We start from the raw sequence: 23,562 nt of genomic DNA on the forward strand, positions 1-23,562 counted from the left end.
CAATATATAAAATTTGTCATTGTAATTTCATAATTCAGCATATTTAATAAAATAATATGGAGTGAAATAATGTATTAACCAAATAATTATCGGTATTTGACAATGAAAGATCTTAGCAAAATTTAAAATCCTTCTACTTTTTCTTTCCTATCTTTAATCTATAAATAGAATATATGTGTCATATAGACATACACACTCATATCATGCCCCCTTCCATTCCCAAATGGGTTGATAAGTTTGGGTATGAAGGATTTGTTCATCTTATTCCCCAGACCAATTGTCAGGCAGACATGATGATAGGGGACAAATTTTTCAGGAAAGTCGATCAGAATAGTTGGGATCCAAATACCCGGAAAAAGGAAATGATTGAAACGGGCATCAGTAAGCAAGTATTATCTACTGTACCTGTACTATTTAATTACTGGGCTAAGGGAGAACATTGTCTTCAGACGAGCATGTTTTACAATGACCATATCGCTGAGGTTTGTTTGAAGCATCCTGAAAATTACTATGGAATTGGAACGCTCCCTATGCAGGATCCTGATCTGGCCTGCAGAGAATTAGAAAGATGCATGAAAGTACTGGGAATGAAAGGCATTGAAATAGGAACTCATATCAATGATTGGAATTTGAATGACAAAGTATTATGGCCTGTTTATGCAAAAGCTGAGGAATTAGGGGCCTGTATTTTTGTCCATCCATGGGATATGATGGGTGAAAAAAATATGAGCCGTTATTGGTTGCCATGGTTGGTTGGCATGCCCGCTGAATCTTCCCTCGCTATCTGCTCCTTGATATTTGGCGGTGTTTTTGAAGCTTTTCCTAAGTTGAGATTTGCGTTTGCCCATGGTGCCGGATCTTTTCCATTCACTATAGGTAGGATAAAGCATGGCTTTGACGTCCGCCCGGACTTGGTAGCGATTGACAATGATATTTCACCGGAAAAGTATTTGGGAAAGTTTTGGATCGACTCTCTTGTGCATGATATCCATGCGCTGGAATACAACCTTCGATTATTTGGAGAAGATAAGATTGCTTTCGGGTCGGATTATCCTTTCCCCCTTGGTGATCTCACTGGAGGTAAATTTATCAATGAATCAGGACTTTCTGAAGTAACAAAGAAAAAAATCATGTCAACCAATGCGTTATCCTGGCTGGGATGCAATTAACCTTGATTACATCTTCAAAAAGCAAGTCTGAAACTTTAGTATTTAGTTATCATAACAAAAAAGGCGATCATAAATTTGATCGCCTTTTTTATCTTATTGTTTTATCAACTTGGAAGTTTTTATTCCATCCTTATCTGTGAGCGTCAGTATATACATGCCTGGAGGAAGATTGGCATTTGTATCCAGGTCAAAGTAATGATCGCCGGTAGTTAATTTTAGAGCTCTGTCTATAACGGTATTTCCTTTTGAATCTATCAGCCTCAACCTAGAATCTGTAGTTTTCCTTGACGTAAGAATTACATTAATCCTTTCGCCAAATGGATTTGGAAACACCTTCCATGTGATATCATTGTCAAGCGTATTGGAAGCCATTGAGCAATCAGTTTTGAAATGAATTGTCTTGAAAAAACTGGTGTCAGTTTGACAAACAGTAATCACACCGAATTCATATTCTTTACATTCTTTTAATCCCTGAAGCGTAATACTTCTGGCAGTATCACTCAGATAAGTATAATCACCCCCCGGTAACTCACGATATCTGTAAGCATAAGCTATTACATCGTCTTCAGGATCTTCCCAGCTCAGATCGATGGTAGTGAATGTTTTGTTTGTTTGAAAAACACTGTCTATTTGATCACATTCATTGACCAATACAGGATACACATTTACACAATAGTCTTCTACCTCACCCTGGTCGCCATTGCAAGGCTGCGCTGTAGCAAGGAAGGTAAGCATCATTCTCATTTTGTACGTACCCGGGTCCAATGAACCATTGAAATCCATATTATAATTTATCGAAGTATTGTTGACTCCTATTACTTGCGTAAATAAGTTTTCAGAGGTTTCAAATGTTCCATTTTTATTGATGTCTATAAAGATCCTTATGCGGCCATTCTGACCTGGAAGTTTTTTTACATCTACTGTATTTGGGAATACACCATATTCCGGTAAACTTATATTTAGAAAATCTCCAAAGTTGATATAACCACGGTTTAAGCCAGATTCAGCTAAGGCGCCATTAATTACGGTTCTGTCGATATAGCCAAATAATGCTGTAGCATCTGTAGTACAGACATTTGTCTCACACGTAGATGGGCACTGTGTGAATATTCTAAATGTATCGCTGGTGATTGTATCGCCTGCAACACAAATCACAGTGGCAAATACTTCATAAAATGCACAAGATTCAAGACCATTAATAGTCATGCTGTCACTTGTTGCCTCCAGAGTACTATAATTCAAATCTCCATCTTTTATGTAATGGATTATACTGTTTTCATTTTGGTTAAGGTCTACGTTTTCAACAGTAATCGTTCCTTCTGAATTCGAAGCTATGGTAATACCTAAGAATGGCTGGCAGCATCTTTCTGATTGAAAAGTAGTTGAGATGCCCCATAAGCTTGTATCATTAGGTTCACAGATACTTTGTAGCTGAAATTCATACAGCGTGCACGTAAGCGGAAGCAGCACGTCGAGTGGAGAGTCTACATTATTCAATACAATCCAATCAACACTGTCTAATGGACGATATCTTATATTTGTTTGCAATTGGCTGTCATCAAATGTCAATCTATAGGTATCATCCGTAAGATATTCAAACGTTTGAACTGAACCCGGTTGACAAGCTGAACAAGCTAAGCTCATTACATTAAGGGCTTTAGCCATATTAGACCTACCACTGGATAGCACCTTGTCTGCGTAAGAAGGAAACACATCCACCCCTTGAAGGATGGCATTTTTTACTGTCAACGCGAACGCTGTAGGATCAGATTTCATTAGTTGACCGATTCCTTCGCAAGGATATGAATATAATAAGGCAACCATTCCCGCTACCAATGGCGAAGAAAAGGAAGTTCCTGTGGTGGTGGTATATCTGTTATTCGATCTTGTAGTTACAATGTTTACTCCGGGAGCACCAAGGTCTATAGATACTACGCCATATCCACAAGCAGCATAAGCGTCTTTATTATTTGTACGACCTACACTTATGAGATAAGGGCTTGTGCAGCCGGTAGGTAGATCGCCATCAACGTCAACGTTTACATTACTGTTTGAAGTAGCTGCTACACTTAATATACCTGCTGCACCCATGACATCATAAAAATTACACCAGATTGGAGCATCAGCGGGTTTGCCGTAATCAATACCCCAAGAAGAGTTGACGGAGACTACGAATGCGCCTTCGGATCCATTTGTATTATTGTATAATATTCTGCTTTGTAAAGGATAGTCGTAGCTTTCTATTACGGAAGATTCTTCAGTACCGGCATAGACTACATTCATCATCTTGACATTCCAGTTGATTCCAGAGACACCTATACCATTATTGCCGACAGCACCGATCATGCCATTGACATTCACTCCATGCCCACCTTCATTAACATTACTATCATTATTCTGAAAGTTCCAGCCATGGACATCATCGATAAAACCATTGCCATCATCATCAATATTATTACCTGGGATCTCTTTACTATTAAACCAAATATTAGCTGCTAAGTCCTCATGTTCATAGTTTGTGCCATCATCCACTATGCAGACAACGATTGTATCACCATTGGCAGTCTTCCCTCCGGTAGTAGTTTCCCAAGCTGTTTCAGCGGAAATATCTGCACCTTGAATACCGCCATCCTGACCAGTATTTTTCCACTGCCACTGATCTTTATATCTTGGGTCATCAGTTCCTACATCTCTCTTGGAAACAATATGATTAAGTTGTGCGAGTGCTACTGCAGAAAGATTTTTTATAAAACTTAATTCTTGCTTTTCTTTCCCAGTGGTTGAAATGACTTTTATCAGATAAACTGGTTCAGAAGCAGAAAGCCTTTTGTATTCATCTATGATTACATCTCTGCCATTGCCTGAATATTGCTGTACAAACGTTTCGAAACTTGAGTTCTTTTGTAAAAGGATGATAAACTCTCCAGCCTTAAAGGTTGCCTCCTGGCTAAAAAGACTCACAGAAATGAAAATTAGGAATAATGTGGTAATACGTTTATACATATAAAAATGTTTTTAAAATATGAACTAAAGCTTAATAGCGCAAAAACCTCAATCAATAAATTATCCAAAAAGATTTTCAAATATACACGGATTTTTAGAAAAAATGTGTAGTCCAGATTAAAGCATGAAAACAGGGATTTATTTATTGGTATTCATAATTTGATATGATGTCCGATGAGAAGAAAAAATTGTTGGTCTATGGCCGAATGTAAATCCATACTTGACCGAATGAATTTGATCAAAATGACAGTCAGTTCAGTATTTTTTGGTAGAATAATGATCGATTAAAATATTTGTTTTGCTTAAAGTGTTAAAATTCGAAATATATGAATGGGTCAGGCAATAAAAAATATTAAAAGTAAGTATTAATAAAAGCATTTATGGAAAGAAGAAAAAAGTTCCAAAATGAAAATTTGTACTTTAAAATAATTGATTTAATGACAGATACCATCATCCCATTTGCAAAATTTTCAAATGATACATTATTACAAGCCAGAAGTATGAGACATTTATTAAAAATTGCAAGTGCAATAACATTATTTGGTATCCTATTATTTTTTGTTTCCAAGAAAAGCAATTCAGAAAAAGAAGTGATCATAAAAGTCAAGGCTTCAAAAACTGCGTCTTACAGTAACAACTGCTTCGCCACATACGATAATTTAGTTTAGAAAGGATCACACCTCTCAGTTACCAGGTCTAATTTAGTTATTGGATTAATTTTTTTTCATTTATACCAATCTATTTACATCTAATCAATATTAATGGGTTATATTCAACCTACTAATATTATTGAATATGTTGTTATCTTTTCTGGGAAATATCAATTCTGATTGGCAGAATTTACTTTATTATGGAAGTATCGTAGTAGTAGTTCTAATTTATTTTGGAGTTATAACTACCTTGCTCATAGAGAACCGGGACCCTGTAAAATCACTTGCCTACATCATGATTTTCCTATTGTTACCTGGTGTAGGGCTAATAGTATATTTTTTGATAGGCAGAGATCACAGAAAGCAGAAAAAATTTACACTGAAGGGCTCACGGGATCTAATGCGTTTGAGAGAATTTATAGATGTTTACAAAGAATATTTTATTCATGTCCGTCAAGAATTAGAGAATAAATTCGGTGATAAAAGTTTTATATCAGACCTCTTTTTATATACAAAGCAATCAATCCTTACAGAAAACAATGATGTTTCAATTCTTGAAAATGGCGAAGAGAAATATAAAAAATTGTTGGAGGATATTAATAATGCAACCCATCATATTCATATAGAGTATTACATTTTTGATCATGATGAGACAGGAATGGAAATAGCCAAAGCATTGGTGGAAAAGGCCTCGGAAGGTGTGTTAGTAAGATTTATATATGATGATTTTGGAAGTAACAATATCGGTGATATTCCCGAAGTTCTCGAAAATGGAAATGTTGAGGTGATTCCCTTTGATCCATTGTGGATGAAATTATATACCAATGCAAACTATAGAAATCATAGAAAAATAGTGGTGATCGATGGGACAATTGGATATGTGGGAGGTATCAATGTTTCAAATAAGTATGACAATACTAAGAAAAACTCAGTTTTCTGGCGGGATACACATATTAGAATAGAAGGCAATGCAGTGAATTTGTTACAAATGCAATTTCTGCTGAGCTATAAATATGCTTCTGGTGAATTGACTTTTCCTATAGAATTTCCCTACTTTAATTATAATCAGAATAAGGGTGACGCTTTTATTGATATTGTAGGCAGTGGTCCAGATAGCAACGAACCATATAATATGTTAGGGATCATTTCGGCTATCAATACTGCAAAAAGTGAGATCAACATTACAAACCCTTATTTTATTCCTAATGCACAGATCATAACTGCGTTAGAAGTTGCTTCGCTATCAGGAAAGAAAGTCAAATTGATTGTACCTAAGGAGGCAGATTCTAAGTTTGTGCAATTCGCTATGAACTCTTACATGAAGAAGATGCTTGAAGTTGGCGTAGAAGTTTATGTTTATAAAAAAGGTTTTATTCATGCTAAAACCATTACCGTTGATGATGATATTTCAATAGTAGGTACAGTTAACTTTGACAATCGTAGCTTTTTCATCAATTTTGAAATTGCAGCCTTTGTTTATGACAAAAAAGTAAATTCCGGGCTTAGAGAATTGTTTGAAAATGACATGGAAGATTGTGATAAATTAATACTTTCTGAATGGCAGAAGAGACCTATCGGTACAAAATTTATGGAAAGTCTTTGCAGATTGCTGACTCCTTTGTTGTGATTAAGTCTCACCAAGTTTTGAATTTTTACACTGTAGGGACAGGTAGCGACTTGTCACTACAGTGTAAAAATTCAAAAATTAATTGAAAATCATGTATTCTGAATAATTTATTAAAAAGGTATTGAATTGAGGAAATATTGAGTGTATTACCTTAAGGATGAATTAAATGTGCATTTTTGACACCAGTCATAAAAAGCCTTATTAAGTTATCATTTAATTACTGTAACATCTCCTTTGAATATTTTTATATCACCATCTGTGAGCTCAACTTCTACGAAATAGACAAATACCATTGGGTTTTCCTCTTTTCCTTTGAATGTTCCATTCCAGCCAAGTTCTTCCTTATTTGGTTCGAAATTATTTCTTTCGAATACTAATCCGCCCCACCTATTAAATATGCGGAGAGTTTTGACTGATTTAATATTTTCATCAGCAAACACTGTGAATCCATCATTTATTCCATCATGATTTGGAGAAATCACATTAGGGATAAATACATTGATCTTTTTTCGGATTCTTACCTCTATTATTCCTTCATCCATGCAACCTTGACTATCCATTACGACAACCTTATATGTTACATTTGAATCCGGTTTGGCAGTTGGATCCGGACAGTCATCGCAAGAGAGCCAGGTAGCAGGTGTCCATGATATAGTCTCATAATCACCCAAAATATCAGTTTTAAGGACTACACTCTCCCCCTTATCAATAATATATATTGGATTAATATTTAATTCAACAGAACTATTGAACTTAAATTCAATTTGTTTTGTGACGATACAGCCTTTAGAATCAGTTAGAATTACATCATATATTCCAAAGTCCAACATCTCAAATGTGGCAGGGAGAGAAGTAACAGGAGATTTTTTTTCACCGTTGATCGTGATCTGATAAGGTAAAGTTAAATTACTGGTCTGATAAAGGACAAAAGAGTTATTATCATCATCTGAACATGCAGAAGATTTAATAGTCCAAAATGCTTCGCTAATCGGTAATGTTGCAATTTTGAAATCAAGAGTTGTCTGACAATCAAACCCGGGACTTTGAATTATGAGTTGGTAATCATTAGGTTCAATATTGTCAATTGATAAGTTCGCGGTAAATGTTAAACCATTGTCGATAGAATATAACAGGTTTTGGCCTGCCAATACCGTTATCTTAAGACTCCCTAAAGGTTTGTTACAAGAGGGTTGGGTGACGAGGAGTAATACTTCTGGCTGTGGTTTTAAAATTATATTTTTTTGATCTGTGGCGCTCAGACATGGTCCAGCACCATCAGGATCCACAGTTGTATAAGTAACTACTATAGTTCCATTCATAAGGTCCTGTGGAGAAGGAGTATAGATCGCATTTTTTATATTAGAATTATTGAAATTCCCAGATCCATTTGTGGTCCATGAACCGTTTGCAATTCCTGAAATTATTGGATTTAATTGTACCGGATTTAATTGACATATAGTCGTATCAGGTCCTACATTTACGGTGACGTTGTTTGTACAGTCACAATTGGCTACATTAATAGTTATTGAGTCTATTGAAACGCAAGTCCCAACGTTTGCCTTATAAAATATTTTGTGTGTACCTACACCTGCTATCATTGGATCAAACTGATTGCCGGATATTCCATTACCAGTAAATATTCCTCCGGTAGGAGTAACCGTTAGCGTAATAGGTAGATCGTCCAAACAAAGATCTGCAACACTTTGAAATACAATGACAGGAGGAGTATTTATTGTGATCTTCATAGTATTGGAAGCGGGATTGCAAGGGCCTATTCCATCAGGATCTTCGGTAGTCAGCGTAATAATAACTGAACCATTTAACACATCATTTAGTCCGGGAGCATAGCTGGTATTCAATGAATTTGCGTTACCAAATATCCCATCTCCGGCAGTAGTCCAGGTAGCACTATTTGCGTTTGAGATGATACCCACCAAAGAAAAAGTTGACCCCTTGCACGCTGCTTGATCGATACCTGCATCCGAAGTAGCTTGATTTGGACAGGCGCAGTCATTGACCTTAAAACTTGTAATAGCTTGGTTAGTACATGGAGAAGTGCCAACTATGTAGGTTATAGTCTGAGTGCCTATCATACTTGGATTGAAGGAAGTAATTGCATTTACCAGATCTCCGTTTAAGTAATATGAACCACCGGCCGGACTACCTATATTTAAGACTATTGCAGGATCGCCAATGCAAAAATCTGCCAGTGTTCCTATTGAAACAGCAGGTAGATCAATAACATTCACTACAATATCATCACTGCCGTCACATCCTCCGCTACTCACATCGTAAGACAATGTAAAGCTTCCGATTCCTGCAATAGCGGGATCAAAGGTATTGCCTGTTACTCCGATACCTGACCACGTTCCACCGCCTGGATTTCCTGTAAGGGTAACAGGATTAGCGCTGATACACAGATCATTCACAGGATTGGCAACAACGGAAAGCATCGCTTGAAAAGTAATGACAGTCTGATCAGTGGCTGCTGAGCAGGGTCCTGCCCCATCAGGATCCGATGCTGTTAAGGTTAAAGTTACTGAACCTGCAAGTATATCTGCCGGACTTGCATTATAAATAGTGAGTGCCATATTCGGATCATCAAAAAATCCGGTGCCGTTGGTGCTCCACAAAGGAGTTGTATTTACTGTTCCATTAAGCAGAATTAATTGATTGCCGCAGACTTTTAGGTCACTACCTGCATTTGCCATAGCAGGATTAGGGCAATTGCAATCAGTTACAACTATTTGAATGTCTTCGCTTGCTGTGCAATTATTTGAATTAATGAAAGTATAATTGATAGTGTGTGTGCCAGGTCCAGCTGTAGAGGGATCAAAACTATTGCCTGTAACTCCATTTCCTGACCATAAACCACCAATAGGAGTGGCTGAAAGTATTACACTTGGATCACCATCGCATAATTGACTTACCGGTGAAATATTAATCACAAGGAAATCAAAGGTAATGACCACTTGATCCCCAGCACTTACACAAGGACCAATTCCGTCAGGATCAGCATCTGTTAAAGTTAGAATTACTGAACCAAAATTAATATCTGCCTGACTTGGCGTATAAGTAGTGTTTACATCATTGATATTTGAAAAGGTACCACTGCCTGAAGTGGACCATGTTCCTGCATGGTTAGCAGTACCGGAAAGTATTGCGGCATCACCTGCACAGACTATATCGTCTGGTCCTGCATTGGCGAAAGCCGGATCCGCACATCCACAATCAAGCACAAGAATCGCTAAAGTTTCAGCATCAGAACAATTGTTTGCATCCGTATACTCATATATTAATTGTGCAGTACCAACACCAGCCACAGAAGGGTCAAAAATATTTCCTGTGACGCCGGTTCCCGTCCAAATTCCTCCTGGAGGCGTTGCTGACAATGTAATTGGAGCATCCGTCAAACAGATATCAGCCACGGGATCGATATTTACTACAACTGTAGTGAAAGTTAGGACAATTTGATCACTGGCAGAACTGCAAGGACCTACACCATCCGGATCGGTAGCAGTTAACGTTAATGTGACTGTTCCTGCCAGGAAATCAGCAGTACTGGGAGTATATGTTGTAATGGCGGAATTAGGGTTTGCAAATATTCCGCTTCCACTTGTTGACCAAATTGCTGTACTACTTAACACTACCGGTGAGCGCTGCATCATCACCATTGCAAATAATTAAATCCATACCAGCATCAGCTATCGCAGGATTTGCACAACCACAATCCGAAACAACAATACTTGTGGAATTGCTTCCCATACAACCATTCGCATCTGTATAGTTATAAGTTACTTGCCATGATCCGACACCTGCCAGTAGTGGATCAAATGTATTACCAATTACTCCTGTCCCAGACCAGATTCCTCCTGAAGGACTGCCTGATAATGTTACCGCAGGGTCATTTAAACATTGAGTTGGCACTGGAGTAATACTTACTGCAGGATTAGAATAAAGTGTAATGCCTAAATTGTTGGGAATATTGATAATTCCCGGGCAGCCAGTATTAGCATCTTCTAATGAAGTTACAGTAATATTTAATACGCCAGGAGGAACAAATGATGGAATGGTAATAGTATTGGTGGCAGCATTATAGGATGGGAAAAGCCCAGAGTAACAAAAAGTAAAGTTATTAGAAGCTGATAGTGCATTATCGCTAAAGTTATAACCAAAAAATGGGCTGGTTATTAAGAAATCTACGTTGTATAGTCCTGAACCTCCGCTGATATTGAAGGAAACATTCTCACATTCTCCGGGGCAAAGGCCTGCTGTGCCGCTGAGGGTAATGCTTGGATTTGAATTTATGCTTACAGTAACTGTGTTAGGTGGATTAATGATACCTGGACATGTAGTAAAATTGTTATCAACAATTAAGGTGGCAGAAATTATAAAATCACCTTGGCTAACTGTATTTGGAATATTTAGGGTGTTAGTTGCAGCATTATAGGATGATGTGGCTCCACCATAACATACATTAATGTTTTCTCCATTTGTAATGGACGGATCCATAAAATTATAGTTGAAAGTACCGTCAGTGATATTAAAGGATAATTGATATGTGCCGCCGGTTCCACCTGTTATGAGGATTGAAAAAGTTCCACATTCGTTTATACATAGATCTATATCTCCAGCAATAGAAATCGTTGGTTGCTGAACAATATCAAGGATAAAAAAATCATCAACGGATGAACAGGGGCCAGCTCCATCCGGATCAGGTGCCGTGAGCGTAATAGTAACTGTCCCGCCGGCAATATCCAATGGACCTGGATTATAATTTGTTGTCAAGGCTGCATCGTTATCAAAGGTACCGTCGCCAGAGGTAGTCCATGTAAAAATAGCTGAATTAACCACTGTTCCACTTACTATAGGAATTTCATTCGCGCATATTTGTTGATCTGGACCTGCGTCCACCATTATTGGGTTTAAGCATCCACAATCAGAAACTAAGATGGAGGTATTGGCAGTATTGCTGCATCCATTTCCATCCGTAAAAGAATAAGTAATCAACCAGTTTCCCGAACCTGCTGCGGCAGGATCGAATGAGTTGCCGCTCACTCCAGTTCCAGTCCATGTGCCGCCTGCCGGAGATCCGGTAAGTGTGATTGCAGCATCAATAGTGCAGAGTGGACCAGCCGGGTTAACACTAACTGAAGGTAATGTATTTATCAATATACTTATAGTCTGACCAGAAGCACATTGACCTATGTCAGGTGTAAAAATATAGCTTGAACTTCCGGTTACGTTTGTATTTATAGCCGGTGGAGACCAGGTTCCATTGACCATATTCGGAGAAGTAGTAACCAGAACAGGTGGCGTTGAATTTTGACAAAATGGACCTAGAGCGCCGAAGTCGGGTACAGTTTGTGGATCAATTGTAATCGACAAGGTCGTAGTTGACGCACACTGTCCGGCAGTGGGTGTAAAGGTGTAAGTAGTGGTCATTGTATTGTCAATAGCAGGAGACCAGGTACCATTTACTCCGTTAATGGAAGTAGTTGGAAGGGCTGGTATCGCAGCGCCAGCGCAATAACTTGGTGGTGGTGTAAAAGTAGGAATGGTGGGTTGGTTAATTGTAATCGACAAGGTAGTATTCGAAGCACATAGTCCGGGAGTGGGTGTAAATGTGTAAGTCGTGGTCATTGTATTGTCAATAGCAGGAGACCAAGTACCATTTATACCATTAAGGGAAGTAGTTGGAAGGGCTGGTATCGCAGTGCCTGCACAATAACTTGGAGGTGGTGTAAAAGTAGGTAAGGTGGGTTGGTTAATTGTTATAGCCAGAGTAGTAGTTGAAGCACAAAGTCCGGGAGTTGGTGTAAAAGTGTAAGTAGTGGTCATTGTATTGTCAATAGCAGGAGACCAGGATCCATTTATTCCATTAAGGGAGGTAGTTGGAAGAGCCGGAATCACAGCGCCCGCGCAATAACTTGGAGGTGGTGTAAAAGTAGGAATGGTGGGTTGGTTAACTGTTATTGCCAGAGTAGTAGTTGAAGCACATAGACCGGGAGTAGGTGTAAAAGTGTAAGTGGTGGTCATTGTATTGTCAATAGCAGGAGACCAGGATCCATTTATTCCATTAAGGGAGGTAGTTGGAAGAGCCGGAATCACAGCGCCCGCGCAATAACTTGGAGGTGGTGTAAAAGTAGGTATGGTGGGTTGGTTGATTGTAATAGTCAAGGTCGTAGGTGAAGCACATAGACCTGGAGTGGGTGTAAAAGTGTAAATAGTGGTGGTTGTGTTGTCTATGGCGGGACTCCAAGTTCCTGTATAACCATTATTAGAGGTGGTAGGCAGGGCGGGTATTGGATCTCCGGCGCAATAAGACGGGTATGGAGTAAAGGTAGGTGAAGCAGCAGCATTTACGACTACTGTCATTGTAGTAGGGTTGAAACAAATAGTATTGGTTGGATTGAAGGTATATACTATGCTACCTGACATAGCAGTGCTAATTGTCGAAGGTGTCCAGGTTCCTGCATTTCCTTCTATTGAAGTACCAGGCAATACTGCTGGGGATTGGCCAACACAATATGGACCAAGTTGGGTAAACGTAGGAGTTGTTTTAGGCATATATGAGACCTGAACATCATCTATCCAATAAATTTCATCAGGCGTTTGACTGCCAATCATAAACCTTAAGCTAAGTGTATTTCCAGTTAATACATTACCAGTATTGGCAGCTTGGATTAAATTGTCGCCGCACATGAATCCGAATAAAGTCCAAGGACCTCCATCCAAGGAGTACTCGCAAAGCAATTGGTCATTTCCTCCACTTAAACAGGCATTAATTGGAGCTGCGCCACCATTATAGCATTCTTTATTTCCGACAGGATTTACTGAGGAAATAGTTGCTTTATACCAACGTTGCATCGGTTACTTATATCTATTGGTCCAAAATTTAAAAATTCGATACATCACCACATGTGCCCATTGGGTCAGGAATTCCTGAAACACAATAACAGCATCCAAAGCCAGTTGCACCCGCTTCTTTAAATGCTCTATTAATTCCAGAAAATGTTTGTACGCTAAATGTAAATGGCCCTGAACATGAATTAACAGAAGTCACACTCCATGGCTGTCCTCCGGTCATAGTTCCGTTTACAGAATTGGCTGCTTCATTAAAGGTTTCCTGGGTTAAAATAATTTGACCAAGTACAATTGAATTTGTAAGTAATAGGCTAACTACTAAAAAGAGGTTCTTCATACGGTTATCCTAAAAAAAGGAGCTTAGAATCAGCTAAGCTCCTTTTGTATTTTACAAATTAATTACTTTGAGTGTATTCGCTTTGTCAGATTCATTCACTGTAAAGTATAGCGCTCCTTTAGGAAGCTCATTTAATGAGATTGAATATCCATTATTTACATTTTTTTGATAAACAATTTTTCCATTAAAGTCGTAGACAATCATTGTGGCAACTGACTCAACTCCTCTTATCACAACTTCATTGTTCACATTAACTAAAGTTAGATCGCCTTTCACATTAAATTGAATTGTTCTTGTTTCTGAGTAAGTATAACTTCCATTATTATCAATACTTTTCAACCTATAATAAGTCAATCCTTGAAGGGGAGATAAGTCATAATATGAATATTTTTTGATATTCGAACTCGTATTATTATTGGCAACAGCACCTAAATAGTCAAAAGATTTGCCGTCTTTACTTTTTTCTATTTCAAACCTATTATGATTATAATCAGCTGTAGTAGCCCAATTTAACATCGCTCCATTGTTATATTTAAGACATTAAATTGCGTCAAAGTAACCGGCAATGCGATGTTTTCAGATGCAACACAAAGGAGAAAATGAATCAAAAGCAATTGTGCTTAACGCAGAAGGGTCACCAGAGTTATATGTAGCAGGATTTACAATATTAAATTTAGTACCATTCCAGTGCCCTATGACCAATGAAGGTCCTGGTGTGAAGTTAACACCTTCAGTACCTACTACCCATTGTAATTGAAGTTTTAAATCTTTTTGCGTTGATGGATCGAGATCTTCGATTTCCCATTGATATTGTATGCATTTAGTAGCATCAACAGGAACCACACCATTTGACCCAAGAGGTTGTACTCTAACAATATAATTGCCAAAAGCAGATGTTGGTGAGGCAATTAAAGTAGCAGGCATATATAATGTGCTTGTTGGCCCAACAGGATGTAATATCGAAGTTCCAGTATTTACATCCATTATTAGACCTCCTGTAGTAGCTGGAATCAAACCTGTATTATCACAAGTACAGAAGTATCTTGATGAATTATTTCCAGCAACTGTTACGGAAGATGATATATAAAATGTAAATCCGTTTGTTCGCACTTGTCCATTAACAAAAGTTAGAGTTCCTAAACCTGTATGAATGCATCTGAAAGTAGATCGATACCGTTAACATTATTAATCTCCATAGTAACAGTGTCGTGATACTCGCTGAAGAGCCAAAAGTAATTGCCTGAGGACCAGTAGTTTTGCTGAAGATAAGCCTGCCTGATCCGTCCTACGTTTCAGTCAATTTGCCATTTAAACAAGATTACCCTTCAAATCAATAGTTCCCTGGCCTGATGCACCGCTAAAACTATATTTGCAAGTTGCACACAGTTCAAAGTTTCCACCGACCGCTAAAGTCATGGCAGAGCCGATCTGTCTTAAATTAAACTATTTGTACTCAATAATTTGAAATCACCATTTATAGTATTCAAATAGCCAGCAAGATTTGTTTCACCAGTCTGGATAGTATTGTTCCAGTAGAAGTTGTAGAAAGCTTGAGAAAGAGTGTTATTCAAACTAGAAGGAGGAAATTTTAAAATCTCGCAATTGGATCCTGTATTCCAAGTACATAAAGGAATGTTGGGATTAATAACATTATGTTGATATTTTCCACCATTCTCAACTACTATAGTTGCACCTGATGAGATAACTATAGGTGTCGTATTTGAATTGATTAATGTTCCCAAAATATCCAAATCCGTGCCTGTGCCTTCATTAAGAGTCAGAGTACCACCAATTACTTCAATTGTTCCTCCAGCATCTATTGTTAAATTATCTAAAGATAGGGTGGAGGTAATATCGAGCTTATTGCCAGTTCTAACATTTATACTGTTATCAAGGAATGTTGGGGCACTGATTGCATTAATCCAATTCATGTTATCCGAAGAGGATTCCCAATTTGCTGGAGTATTCCAATCACCACAAGAAATCGAACGATAATAAGCAACTGGAGCGCTAGTAGTTGTTGCATTTCCTAATAATGGGGAAGCTTTATAACAATTATCAATAGAATTGTATTCATAAATTGCATAATGGTAGGTAGTGCTTGGATTTAGGTTTGAGACAGATACACTGTTTAAAATTCCATTGTATACAACAAAGTTACCAATGCCTATTTCTGGTATCCCCTGTTCCAAAATAGAATTAGCTCCATAAGTATTGCTAAACTAGAGCCACGTGAAATAGCTCTACTAGCTCGAGCAAGAACTAAAACCTTGTTTCCATTACCTCTAGTCCAGTTAACATTCATTGGAGTTGCATTAAATTTGTAGCACTGAATGACATTGCTTGCGTTGATGGTTGCGCACAAAGCGCTACTGCTGTAGGTGTAAATGAAAATCATCGATTGGTTAATGTGATCTTGCCTACACCTTTAGTTTCGAAAATGCCACTCTTATCAAGAACTCTAAATGCTACATTAGTGAAGTAATAGCTGGCACTTGAAACTGAATGGTATCCCAAATGAGCCTGGATCGGTAGTTGCGTGCCATAAAGTTGCCAAACAAATTGCCGTCAGAGCTACCCAAGTGGAAACTGTAGTGAAGTGTTGAACCTACCCATGATACCATTAAACTTTGGCTTTGAAACTAAGACTAAAATGTTCTCCATAACATGCAATTGCTAGTCATTTCAAGTTGAACTGTCGCATGGTTGAAACAAAACTATCCAGCCTGGCGAATTGTTACTGCTGGTGGACTGACAAAAGAATCTCCTCAACTTGAAGCCACCAAAAACTAACCCATTTAAAGTTATAACAGTTTTAAATGATCCACCGTTCCACTACCAGCATACCGGTATTGTATGCAACAATTGCCTCTATTCGACATTTACTCCAGTTCCACAGTCCATCCTGTTGGTCCAAACCTGAGTACCACCAATTCAATGAGTTGAAGTTTTGCATGTATAAGGACTACCATCGGCAAGGGCAATTTGGGCATAACCCGCAAATTTGTTGAAATAAAAAATAAAATTATTAGTAAATTTCTAATCATTTGTAATGTTTTTTAAATTAAGAATAATAAACCAAAGGTAGAAGGTTAATGTGAACTTAATATTAATTGTGGTAGGTCACTTATTATATCATTTGACATACCGATACGCTGCAAATATATTACAAATAATGCGGATGTTTTCTTTTAAATAAATATATAAATACTTGATATATGTATCGTTATGAAATAGGTATGTTTAAAAATTACTAAAAAATTGAATGCAATTTATAACGTTTATCCACGATCCCTGGATATTCTTATCTCGCCTGCTGTGGTCCGATATTCTTGGTATTTCAGCTTACAATCCCAAAAAAAAGAGCATGAGTTGCCCCATGCTCCCTGGAAATTTATAAAAGTAGTTTAAAGATTGATCTTATAATATGAAGTAATGTTTTGATGCTGACCATAGTGTTGATTAACAATGATATACCATTTATATAAACATTGAATAACTTATTTTACTATAAATAAATTTTTGGCAGTTATCAGCGATAGCTGTTTACCACTAGCGTATTTGAATATTGTGCTTTGAAGTACTAAATATATGCCATCATATGTATTTCTAACACTATTCATAAGGCGCTGAATATCAAAACTCTAATTTCTTAAATTTATTTTTATTTGAATTATAGCTATTTACATATTTAAAAATAAAAATTTATACATTAATAATAAATACAATGGGTATATCATTAATTGATAGCTATATTTGCATTATAAATTTATTTAATATGTATCAAAAATTTACAAATATCCTTCAGGACATCAAAGATTTTCTTCCCGGAGGCCCAAATAAAAAATACATAGCATCCTTCCTCTTCCTCTTCATCTGGATGGCTTTATTCGACAAGAACAGATGGGTCACTCAATGGCAACTCCAAAGATCAATCTACAAGTATGAAAGAGAAAAAGACAAGTTGTCAAATGACATCATACGCACCAAACAAATGACAAAGGATGTCAACAGCGATATAGAAAAATTTGGCCGTGAAGAATATTTAATGACCAAAAATGATGAAGATTTGTTTATCATTGCAGTCGAATAACGGTATCTGAAGATCACTTTAAGTTGTTATATCCTCCTATTTGTTGAGATTACTGCTTGATTGTCATTTAGATATTGTCGTAAAAAAAATATCAAATGTCAGTAATAGTTAACAAAGACTCCAAAATCATCGTCCAAGGCTTCACAGGTAAAGAAGGTACTTTCCACGCAGAACAAATGATCATGTACGGCACTCCAGTAGTTGGTGGTGTGACTCCTGGTAAAGGTGGCGAAACTCATCTTGGCAAACCTGTCTTCAATACAGTTCAAGATGCTGTGAATCAAGCTGGTGCAGATACCTCCATTATATTCGTTCCACCGGCTTTTGCAGCCGATGCTATTCAGGAAGCAGCAGAAGCAGGAATCAAAACTATCGTCTGCATCACTGAAGGTATTCCGATCCAGGACATGGTCAAAGTAAAAGAATACATAAAAGATAAAAACGTACGTCTTATAGGACCGAATTGCCCGGGTGTAATTACTCCGGATGAAGCTAAAGTAGGCATCATGCCGGGTTTTGTCTTCAAAAAAGGTCGCATCGGTATTGTTTCAAAATCTGGTACTTTGACTTACGAAGCTGCTGACCAGGTGGTCAAAGCAGGGCTTGGTATTTCTACCGCTATCGGAATTGGTGGTGACCCAATCATCGGAACTTCAACTAAGGAAGCAATCGAATTATTTATGAATGATCCTGAAACAGACGGCATCGTAATGATCGGGGAGATAGGTGGTAGCCTTGAAGCTGAAGCCTCAAAATGGTACAAGGAGCATGGCACTAAACCTGTAGTTGGTTTTATAGCAGGCCAAACTGCTCCAAAAGGTCGTAAAATGGGTCATGCCGGCGCCATCGTAGGTGGTGAGGATGACACTGCAGCAGCTAAAATGAGAATCATGGGGGAGTGTGGAATACATGTAGTAGTTTCTCCGGCTGATATCGGAAAGACGATGGCGGAAGTGATGGCAAAGAAAGTGTAAGTAAGTTTTTACTTTAAAATATATTATTCCCCTTGGTTTGAGATATTGACCAAGGGGAATTTTTTGTTAATATAGCTCATTTATTGGAGGAATTTATTATTGATATGAAGATGTGAAGTATAGAGAGATTGCTTATGGAGTGCTTTGGTTAAAACCAAAGGCGCGTGAACTTTTTTTCTGTCTGAATCACAGATTGTAGTGATTACTCGGATTACACTGATTATTACCAAGACCATTCAGTGAAATCCTTTCATCTTTTAAATCCCGTCATTGTTGGCAGTCAAGTATGATTCTAATAAAATTTTCATATCGGAGACTAAGTTTTCACTCTTCACTTCCATCTTAGCGTCCTTAGCGCTTCTTCCTCACTTTGCGTGAACTTTTTTTCTGTCTGAATCACAGATTATAGTGATTACTCGGATTACACTGATTATTACCAAGACCATTCAGTGAAATACTTTCATCCTTTAAATCCCGTCATTGTTGGCAGTCAAGTATGATTCTAATAAAATTTTCCTAATGGAGACTAAATTTTCACTCTTCACTTCCATCTTAGCTTACTTAGCGCTTCTACCTCACTTTGCGTGAACCCTTTTTTCTGTCTGGATCACAGATTATAGTGATTACTCGGATTACACTGATTATTACCAACACCTTTCAGTGAAATCCTTTCATCCTTTAAGTCCCTGCCTCTGTAGGCAGGCAAGCGTGATTCTGAATAAATTTGCGCGCAAATCTTCGCTTCTCACTTCGCAAACACACCAAAATGCCACAAAATACCACTCGGATCGTGCACAAAACACTCGCTGCCCCAATCCATCCGCTGAATAGGCACAGTGCGCACTTCTTCATATTTGGCAGGAAGATTCAATACAACCAAGTCTTTCCAGAACTGGTCAAGATCTTCTACTTCCATGAAAACCATCGTATTATCTACCCATTCTTTTAAATATGCATTTTGCAAATAAAAGCCAAAATTCCCAATTGTGAATAATGACATATTATGAAATAAAACGACTTCTTCGAAACCAAGATCTTGATAGAAATTGCGTGAAATTTCAAAATTCTTTGATCCGATGAAGGGTCTGATTGCCTTTGCCTTTATATTCATTGTTTGATGTTTGTTGTTTGTTGTTTGTTGTTTGTTGTTTGTTGTGATGCTTGTTGTTGGTTTTTTTAAAATTTACTTCTTTTTAGACGACTTCGCTCTTTGGTTATATTCTAAACATAGATCAAGCCAATATTCAAAGTCGTTTTTCTTGTCAAATCCATCGGAATGGACATAGCAATAGCCCTTCATCGCCTTACCTTTCAAAATCATTGGCTCGAATCCTGGCTTTTCTGCGATTTCTTCTTCTAATACTGGATCATATCGGCACATCAGTTTTTCTCCACTGATATTAATGCACATTTTTTCATTTACCATAAATCCAAGTCCACCAAACATCTTTTTTTCTTCCACATTGATTTCAGGGAAATTACTTAGATATTCTCTTACCATTTCTGCTAGATTATTATCATATGCCATAAATCAATTTTATAAAAATTAATATAGTATTTCTCTTTTGATCAGAGCGATATTTGATGACCTGATTAGCAAAAAAAACTAACCTCAAATTTCTAACCTCCAACTTTTTAGAAAATAATTAAGGCAATTCATGACCTTCAGATGCATTATAAATCTCAAACCATTGCTCCAAACTCATGTTTATATTTAGCGCGTCAACGGCATGTTGCAATCTCTCAAATTTCCCTGAACCGACGATTGGCATGATTCCTGAAGGGTGCTTTAAAAGCCATGCATAAATGACTTTATCTATACTTTCTATTCCTATTTCATGTGCCACTTTATTCAAAGCTTTACCCAACCTTGCTCCCTTATCGCCCACCTTATTCATTATTTCTCCTCCGGCTAGCGGTGACCAAGCCATTGGTCTGATCTTGTTTTTCATGAAATAATCCATGTTGCCATTTTTAAAATGCTCCAAACAAAGTGGAGATATTTCAACTTGATTCGTGACTAGTTTTTCCTCAAGATGTTCATTCAGCATCTCGTATTGAAGCGGATTGAAATTCGAAACACCAAAATTAATTACTTTACCACTTTCTCTAAGCTGCACAAATGCCCTGGCAACTTCCTGTGGGTCGAAAAAAGGAGACGGCCTGTGCAATAAGAGTAGATCGAGATAATCTGTTCCAAAATTTTGTAGAGAATTGTCCACCGATGAGATGATATGTCTAAAGCTGTAATCATACGTTTTCAACTTTCTTTCAGGGTACTTTTCTGAGACAAGCTTGATACCGCATTTTGTTACGATTTGGATCTCTTTTCTCAATGATGGTTTCAGTCCCAATGCCTGACCAAATAGTTTCTCACATCTATAATCGCCATAAATGTCTGCATGATCAATACTTGTAACACCCAATTCTACAGACTTTTCCGTGAAAGCCAATATTTCCTGAGCATTCATATTCCATTCACGCAATCTCCAATGTCCGTGAATAATTGGGGAAAGTTGAAGGTCAGAAGAAAGTTTTACTTTATGCATATTGCTAATTATCTATTATTTTTTTGTGCTCTAATCTTTATTTCTTTGAATATAATTTAAATTCTAAAGTTTAATATTATCATTTTAATCGTGCCGTTAATTTAGTATTAAAATTTTATCTAAATGTTTTCATTTGCTAAACATTATCATCTGAGTTTCATTCAAACTCCAAACTTCTAACTTCAAATTGAGTGAAGCCAATAGTTTTATAGAAATTTATTGTTCTGAAACTTCCGATATATATTTAGCCACATCTACCATCGTTGCAACCCAAATATTTCCTTCATTCTTCTTAAGATATTCCAAAAGTTTTCGATGCTCTTCAAGATCCACATTCAGCGAATGCTCACCACCCACTCCATGAAAAATAAATACAACAAATGATCCTGCTTTCTCTGCATTTTTAACTTGTTCGATCATCTGTTCGGCCGTCGACCCAATGGCAGCAAAAGCATTTACATTCGACAGATCTACTTTATCCATTGCTAAATAACCTGTTTCAACTCCTCGAGCACACACGAATTCTTGTTCAGAATATTTATAAAACAACGTATCTCTGATCATCAAATCACCGCACGGATAGGCAAAAGTGCGTTCTTTTTTACCATCAATCGCTTCCAAAAGAGTGTTACAAACTTTGATCTCGTGTGTTGCACGATATACGGAATATCTAGTCAGGTCATTTTCGCCTTTTGTCCAATCCCTTCCAGGAAGGTCTCCCGCACAGGGATGGTTGAGCGTGTGATTACCGAGTTCGTGGCCTTGAGCGGCTGCAGCGCGCCATTCTATAATGCGATTGGATACATTGGGTGAAGAGCCAATTAAATAGAAAGTCCCCTTGAAATTGTAAGCATTTAATTGCGGAATAACTTTATCGAGATGTACATTAAGTGCGTCATCATATGTGAGGACTACAGCACATTTTTTGCCATTCCAATTAAGGGTGTTTTGTGCTTTACATTGAATACTTGCCAATAATATAACTAGCAATACCATTGTGTCTTTCATAGTTTTTACAATTCTGAAGTACTTAATTTTATTCAAAATTGATCCATTTATCTGCTGATCTTCCGGACTCGACCACCTTATCTATAAACATCATACCCCTTACTCCCTCTTCAATCCCAGGGTAATCTAACCATTCTTCTTTTGGAATTTCTCCATTCATATTCGCATTGATGGTCAAGAAAAAATTTCTGTAGTGATTTGCAAATGCTTCAAGATATCCTTCCGGATGACCGGCAGGCGCACGTGAATTGTGTGATGCAAAGGATGAAACATAAGGAGTTCCGGTTCGGTATATTTCAGCAGCTTTGTCCGGCCGCATTACTTTAAGCGTATTGGCATCTGCTTGTTGCCATTCAATGCCACCCAGCTCTCCATAAACTCGAATCTTTACATTGTTTTCTTCTCCGGCTGCAACTTGTGTGGCAACTAAAACTCCACTTGCCCCATTGTCGAATTTCAATAAAACTGCACCATCATCATCTAACATTCGACCTTCAACAACTGAATTAATGTCTGCACACAATTTTGAAACTTGAAGCCCTGAGACGTATTCAGCAAGATTAAATGCATGTGTTCCGATATCGCCCATTGCTCCGGCTTTTCCACTTTTTGAAGGATCTGTTCTCCAGGCAGCCTGGGCATTTCCTGAATTTTCGAGCGGTGAACTTAACCAGCCTTGTGGATATTCTACATAGATCTTTCTTATTTTTCCAAATATTCCGGAAAGCACCATCCGCCTGCCTTGTTTGACCATTGGATATCCTGTGTAGGTGTGGGTTAATAACAATGATTTCCCTGTAGAATTGACTTTTTCTGCCAATTGTTTCGCTTGTTCGAGATCAAAAGTGACTGGTTTGTCAATGGCAACGTGAAAACCAAGATCGAGCGCCATCATTGCCGGTTCGAAGTGCATATGATTAGGTGTGACAATGCAAATAATATCCGGGCGTTCATTTTCACACTTAGCGGATTCAATTTCAAGCATGTCTTTATAACTCGTATAAATTCTTTCTTCATCCAAAAATAGATCTCTTCCGGATAGCTTAGCATTTTCGGAATCACTACTCAAAGCGCCTGCTACCAACTCGGCTAAACCATCCATATTAAATGCCAACCTGTGGATACTACCAATGAAAGCATTTCTGCCTCCACCGATCATTGCCAATCTTAATTTTCTGTATTGAGCCATAGTTGGTTATATTATTTTGTAAAATTATCATTAATAAATTTAAAATTCTGATATTAAAATCATTACATTTAAACTTCCATCGAATTAATTATACAA

The 23,562-nt window shown here is 37.6% G+C and carries 18 protein-coding genes; 5 read left to right on the forward strand and 13 right to left on the reverse strand.

Annotated features, from left to right (window positions below; translation table 11 throughout):
• Window positions 1-173: 173 nt before the first annotated feature.
• A complete protein-coding gene (locus tag IPI15_RS01340) occupies window positions 174-1,169 on the forward strand; it encodes an amidohydrolase family protein (protein ID WP_287402718.1) in 996 nt (331 codons plus the stop codon).
• A gap of 93 nt (window positions 1,170-1,262) precedes the next feature.
• Here IPI15_RS01340 and IPI15_RS01345 read toward each other — a convergent pair whose 3' ends face one another.
• A complete protein-coding gene (locus tag IPI15_RS01345) occupies window positions 1,263-4,172 on the reverse strand; it encodes a S8 family serine peptidase (RefSeq protein ID WP_287418910.1) in 2,910 nt (969 codons plus the stop codon).
• A gap of 380 nt (window positions 4,173-4,552) precedes the next feature.
• On the opposite strand from IPI15_RS01345, the gene IPI15_RS01350 reads away from it, so the two are divergent.
• Both IPI15_RS01350 and cls read left to right on the forward strand, forming a co-directional pair.
• Window positions 4,553-4,840 (forward strand): hypothetical protein, encoded by a 288-nt coding sequence (locus IPI15_RS01350; protein ID WP_287402722.1) that lies wholly within the window; start codon window positions 4,553-4,555, stop codon window positions 4,838-4,840.
• Between the two features lie 127 nt (window positions 4,841-4,967).
• Window positions 4,968-6,449 (forward strand): cardiolipin synthase, encoded by a 1,482-nt coding sequence (cls, locus tag IPI15_RS01355; protein ID WP_287402723.1) that lies wholly within the window; start codon window positions 4,968-4,970, stop codon window positions 6,447-6,449.
• A gap of 209 nt (window positions 6,450-6,658) precedes the next feature.
• Here the strand turns inward: cls and IPI15_RS01360 are convergent, their stop codons facing one another.
• The 7 genes from IPI15_RS01360 to IPI15_RS01390 all read right to left on the reverse strand — a co-directional run bounded on the left by IPI15_RS01360 (window position 6,659) and on the right by IPI15_RS01390 (window position 16,591).
• Entirely contained in the window at window positions 6,659-10,117 is a 3,459-nt protein-coding gene (locus IPI15_RS01360) for a T9SS type B sorting domain-containing protein (protein ID WP_287418912.1), read from the reverse strand.
• Window positions 10,086-13,319 (reverse strand): autotransporter outer membrane beta-barrel domain-containing protein, encoded by a 3,234-nt coding sequence (locus IPI15_RS01365; RefSeq protein WP_287418914.1) that lies wholly within the window; start codon window positions 13,317-13,319, stop codon window positions 10,086-10,088. The genes IPI15_RS01360 and IPI15_RS01365 overlap by 32 nt, the downstream gene beginning before the upstream one ends.
• Before the next feature lie 28 nt (window positions 13,320-13,347).
• Complete coding sequence (locus IPI15_RS01370; protein ID WP_287418915.1) at window positions 13,348-13,653, reverse strand: hypothetical protein; 306 nt, start codon at window positions 13,651-13,653, stop codon at window positions 13,348-13,350.
• A 51-nt stretch (window positions 13,654-13,704) separates the two neighbouring features.
• Complete coding sequence (locus IPI15_RS01375) at window positions 13,705-14,169, reverse strand: T9SS type A sorting domain-containing protein (RefSeq protein WP_287418917.1); 465 nt, start codon at window positions 14,167-14,169, stop codon at window positions 13,705-13,707.
• A gap of 60 nt (window positions 14,170-14,229) precedes the next feature.
• The gene (locus IPI15_RS01380; RefSeq protein ID WP_287418918.1) at window positions 14,230-14,763 is read right to left on the reverse strand and encodes a hypothetical protein; all 534 of its coding nucleotides are present in this window, start codon (window positions 14,761-14,763) and stop codon (window positions 14,230-14,232) included.
• A gap of 323 nt (window positions 14,764-15,086) precedes the next feature.
• On the reverse strand, window positions 15,087-15,845 hold the full coding sequence (locus tag IPI15_RS01385; RefSeq protein ID WP_287418919.1) for a hypothetical protein: 759 nt from the start codon (window positions 15,843-15,845) through the stop codon (window positions 15,087-15,089).
• A gap of 623 nt (window positions 15,846-16,468) precedes the next feature.
• Window positions 16,469-16,591: a hypothetical protein gene (locus tag IPI15_RS01390; RefSeq protein ID WP_287418920.1), complete on the reverse strand. Its 123-nt coding sequence runs from the start codon at window positions 16,589-16,591 to the stop codon at window positions 16,469-16,471.
• Window positions 16,592-17,431: 840 nt separating this feature from the next.
• On the opposite strand from IPI15_RS01390, the gene IPI15_RS01395 reads away from it, so the two are divergent.
• The gene (locus tag IPI15_RS01395; protein ID WP_287402728.1) at window positions 17,432-17,746 is read left to right on the forward strand and encodes an FtsB family cell division protein; all 315 of its coding nucleotides are present in this window, start codon (window positions 17,432-17,434) and stop codon (window positions 17,744-17,746) included.
• A 95-nt stretch (window positions 17,747-17,841) separates the two neighbouring features.
• Window positions 17,842-18,720, forward strand: a complete 879-nt coding sequence (sucD, locus tag IPI15_RS01400) for a succinate--CoA ligase subunit alpha (protein ID WP_287402730.1) — start codon at window positions 17,842-17,844, stop codon at window positions 18,718-18,720.
• Window positions 18,721-19,465: 745 nt separating this feature from the next.
• Here the strand turns inward: sucD and IPI15_RS01405 are convergent.
• The 5 genes from IPI15_RS01405 to IPI15_RS01425 all read right to left on the reverse strand — a co-directional run bounded on the left by IPI15_RS01405 (window position 19,466) and on the right by IPI15_RS01425 (window position 23,466).
• On the reverse strand, window positions 19,466-19,831 hold the full coding sequence (locus IPI15_RS01405; protein WP_287418922.1) for a VOC family protein: 366 nt from the start codon (window positions 19,829-19,831) through the stop codon (window positions 19,466-19,468).
• A 72-nt stretch (window positions 19,832-19,903) separates the two neighbouring features.
• Window positions 19,904-20,248: a TfoX/Sxy family protein gene (locus IPI15_RS01410; RefSeq protein ID WP_287418923.1), complete on the reverse strand. Its 345-nt coding sequence runs from the start codon at window positions 20,246-20,248 to the stop codon at window positions 19,904-19,906.
• Between the two features lie 118 nt (window positions 20,249-20,366).
• Window positions 20,367-21,269 carry an aldo/keto reductase gene (locus IPI15_RS01415; RefSeq protein ID WP_287418924.1) on the reverse strand — a complete coding sequence of 301 codons (903 nt, stop codon included), beginning with the start codon at window positions 21,267-21,269 and terminating at the stop codon, window positions 20,367-20,369.
• 216 nt (window positions 21,270-21,485) lie between these two features.
• A complete protein-coding gene (locus tag IPI15_RS01420; RefSeq protein ID WP_287418925.1) occupies window positions 21,486-22,313 on the reverse strand; it encodes a polysaccharide deacetylase family protein in 828 nt (275 codons plus the stop codon).
• Entirely contained in the window at window positions 22,306-23,466 is a 1,161-nt protein-coding gene (locus IPI15_RS01425; RefSeq protein WP_287402741.1) for a Gfo/Idh/MocA family protein, read from the reverse strand. The genes IPI15_RS01420 and IPI15_RS01425 overlap by 8 nt, the downstream gene beginning before the upstream one ends.
• Between the last annotated feature and the right edge of the window lie 96 nt (window positions 23,467-23,562).

Source organism: Candidatus Brachybacter algidus, assembly GCF_016707225.1.
In the GTDB taxonomy this organism is placed as follows: Bacteria; Bacteroidota; Bacteroidia; order Chitinophagales; family Saprospiraceae; genus Parvibacillus; species Parvibacillus algidus.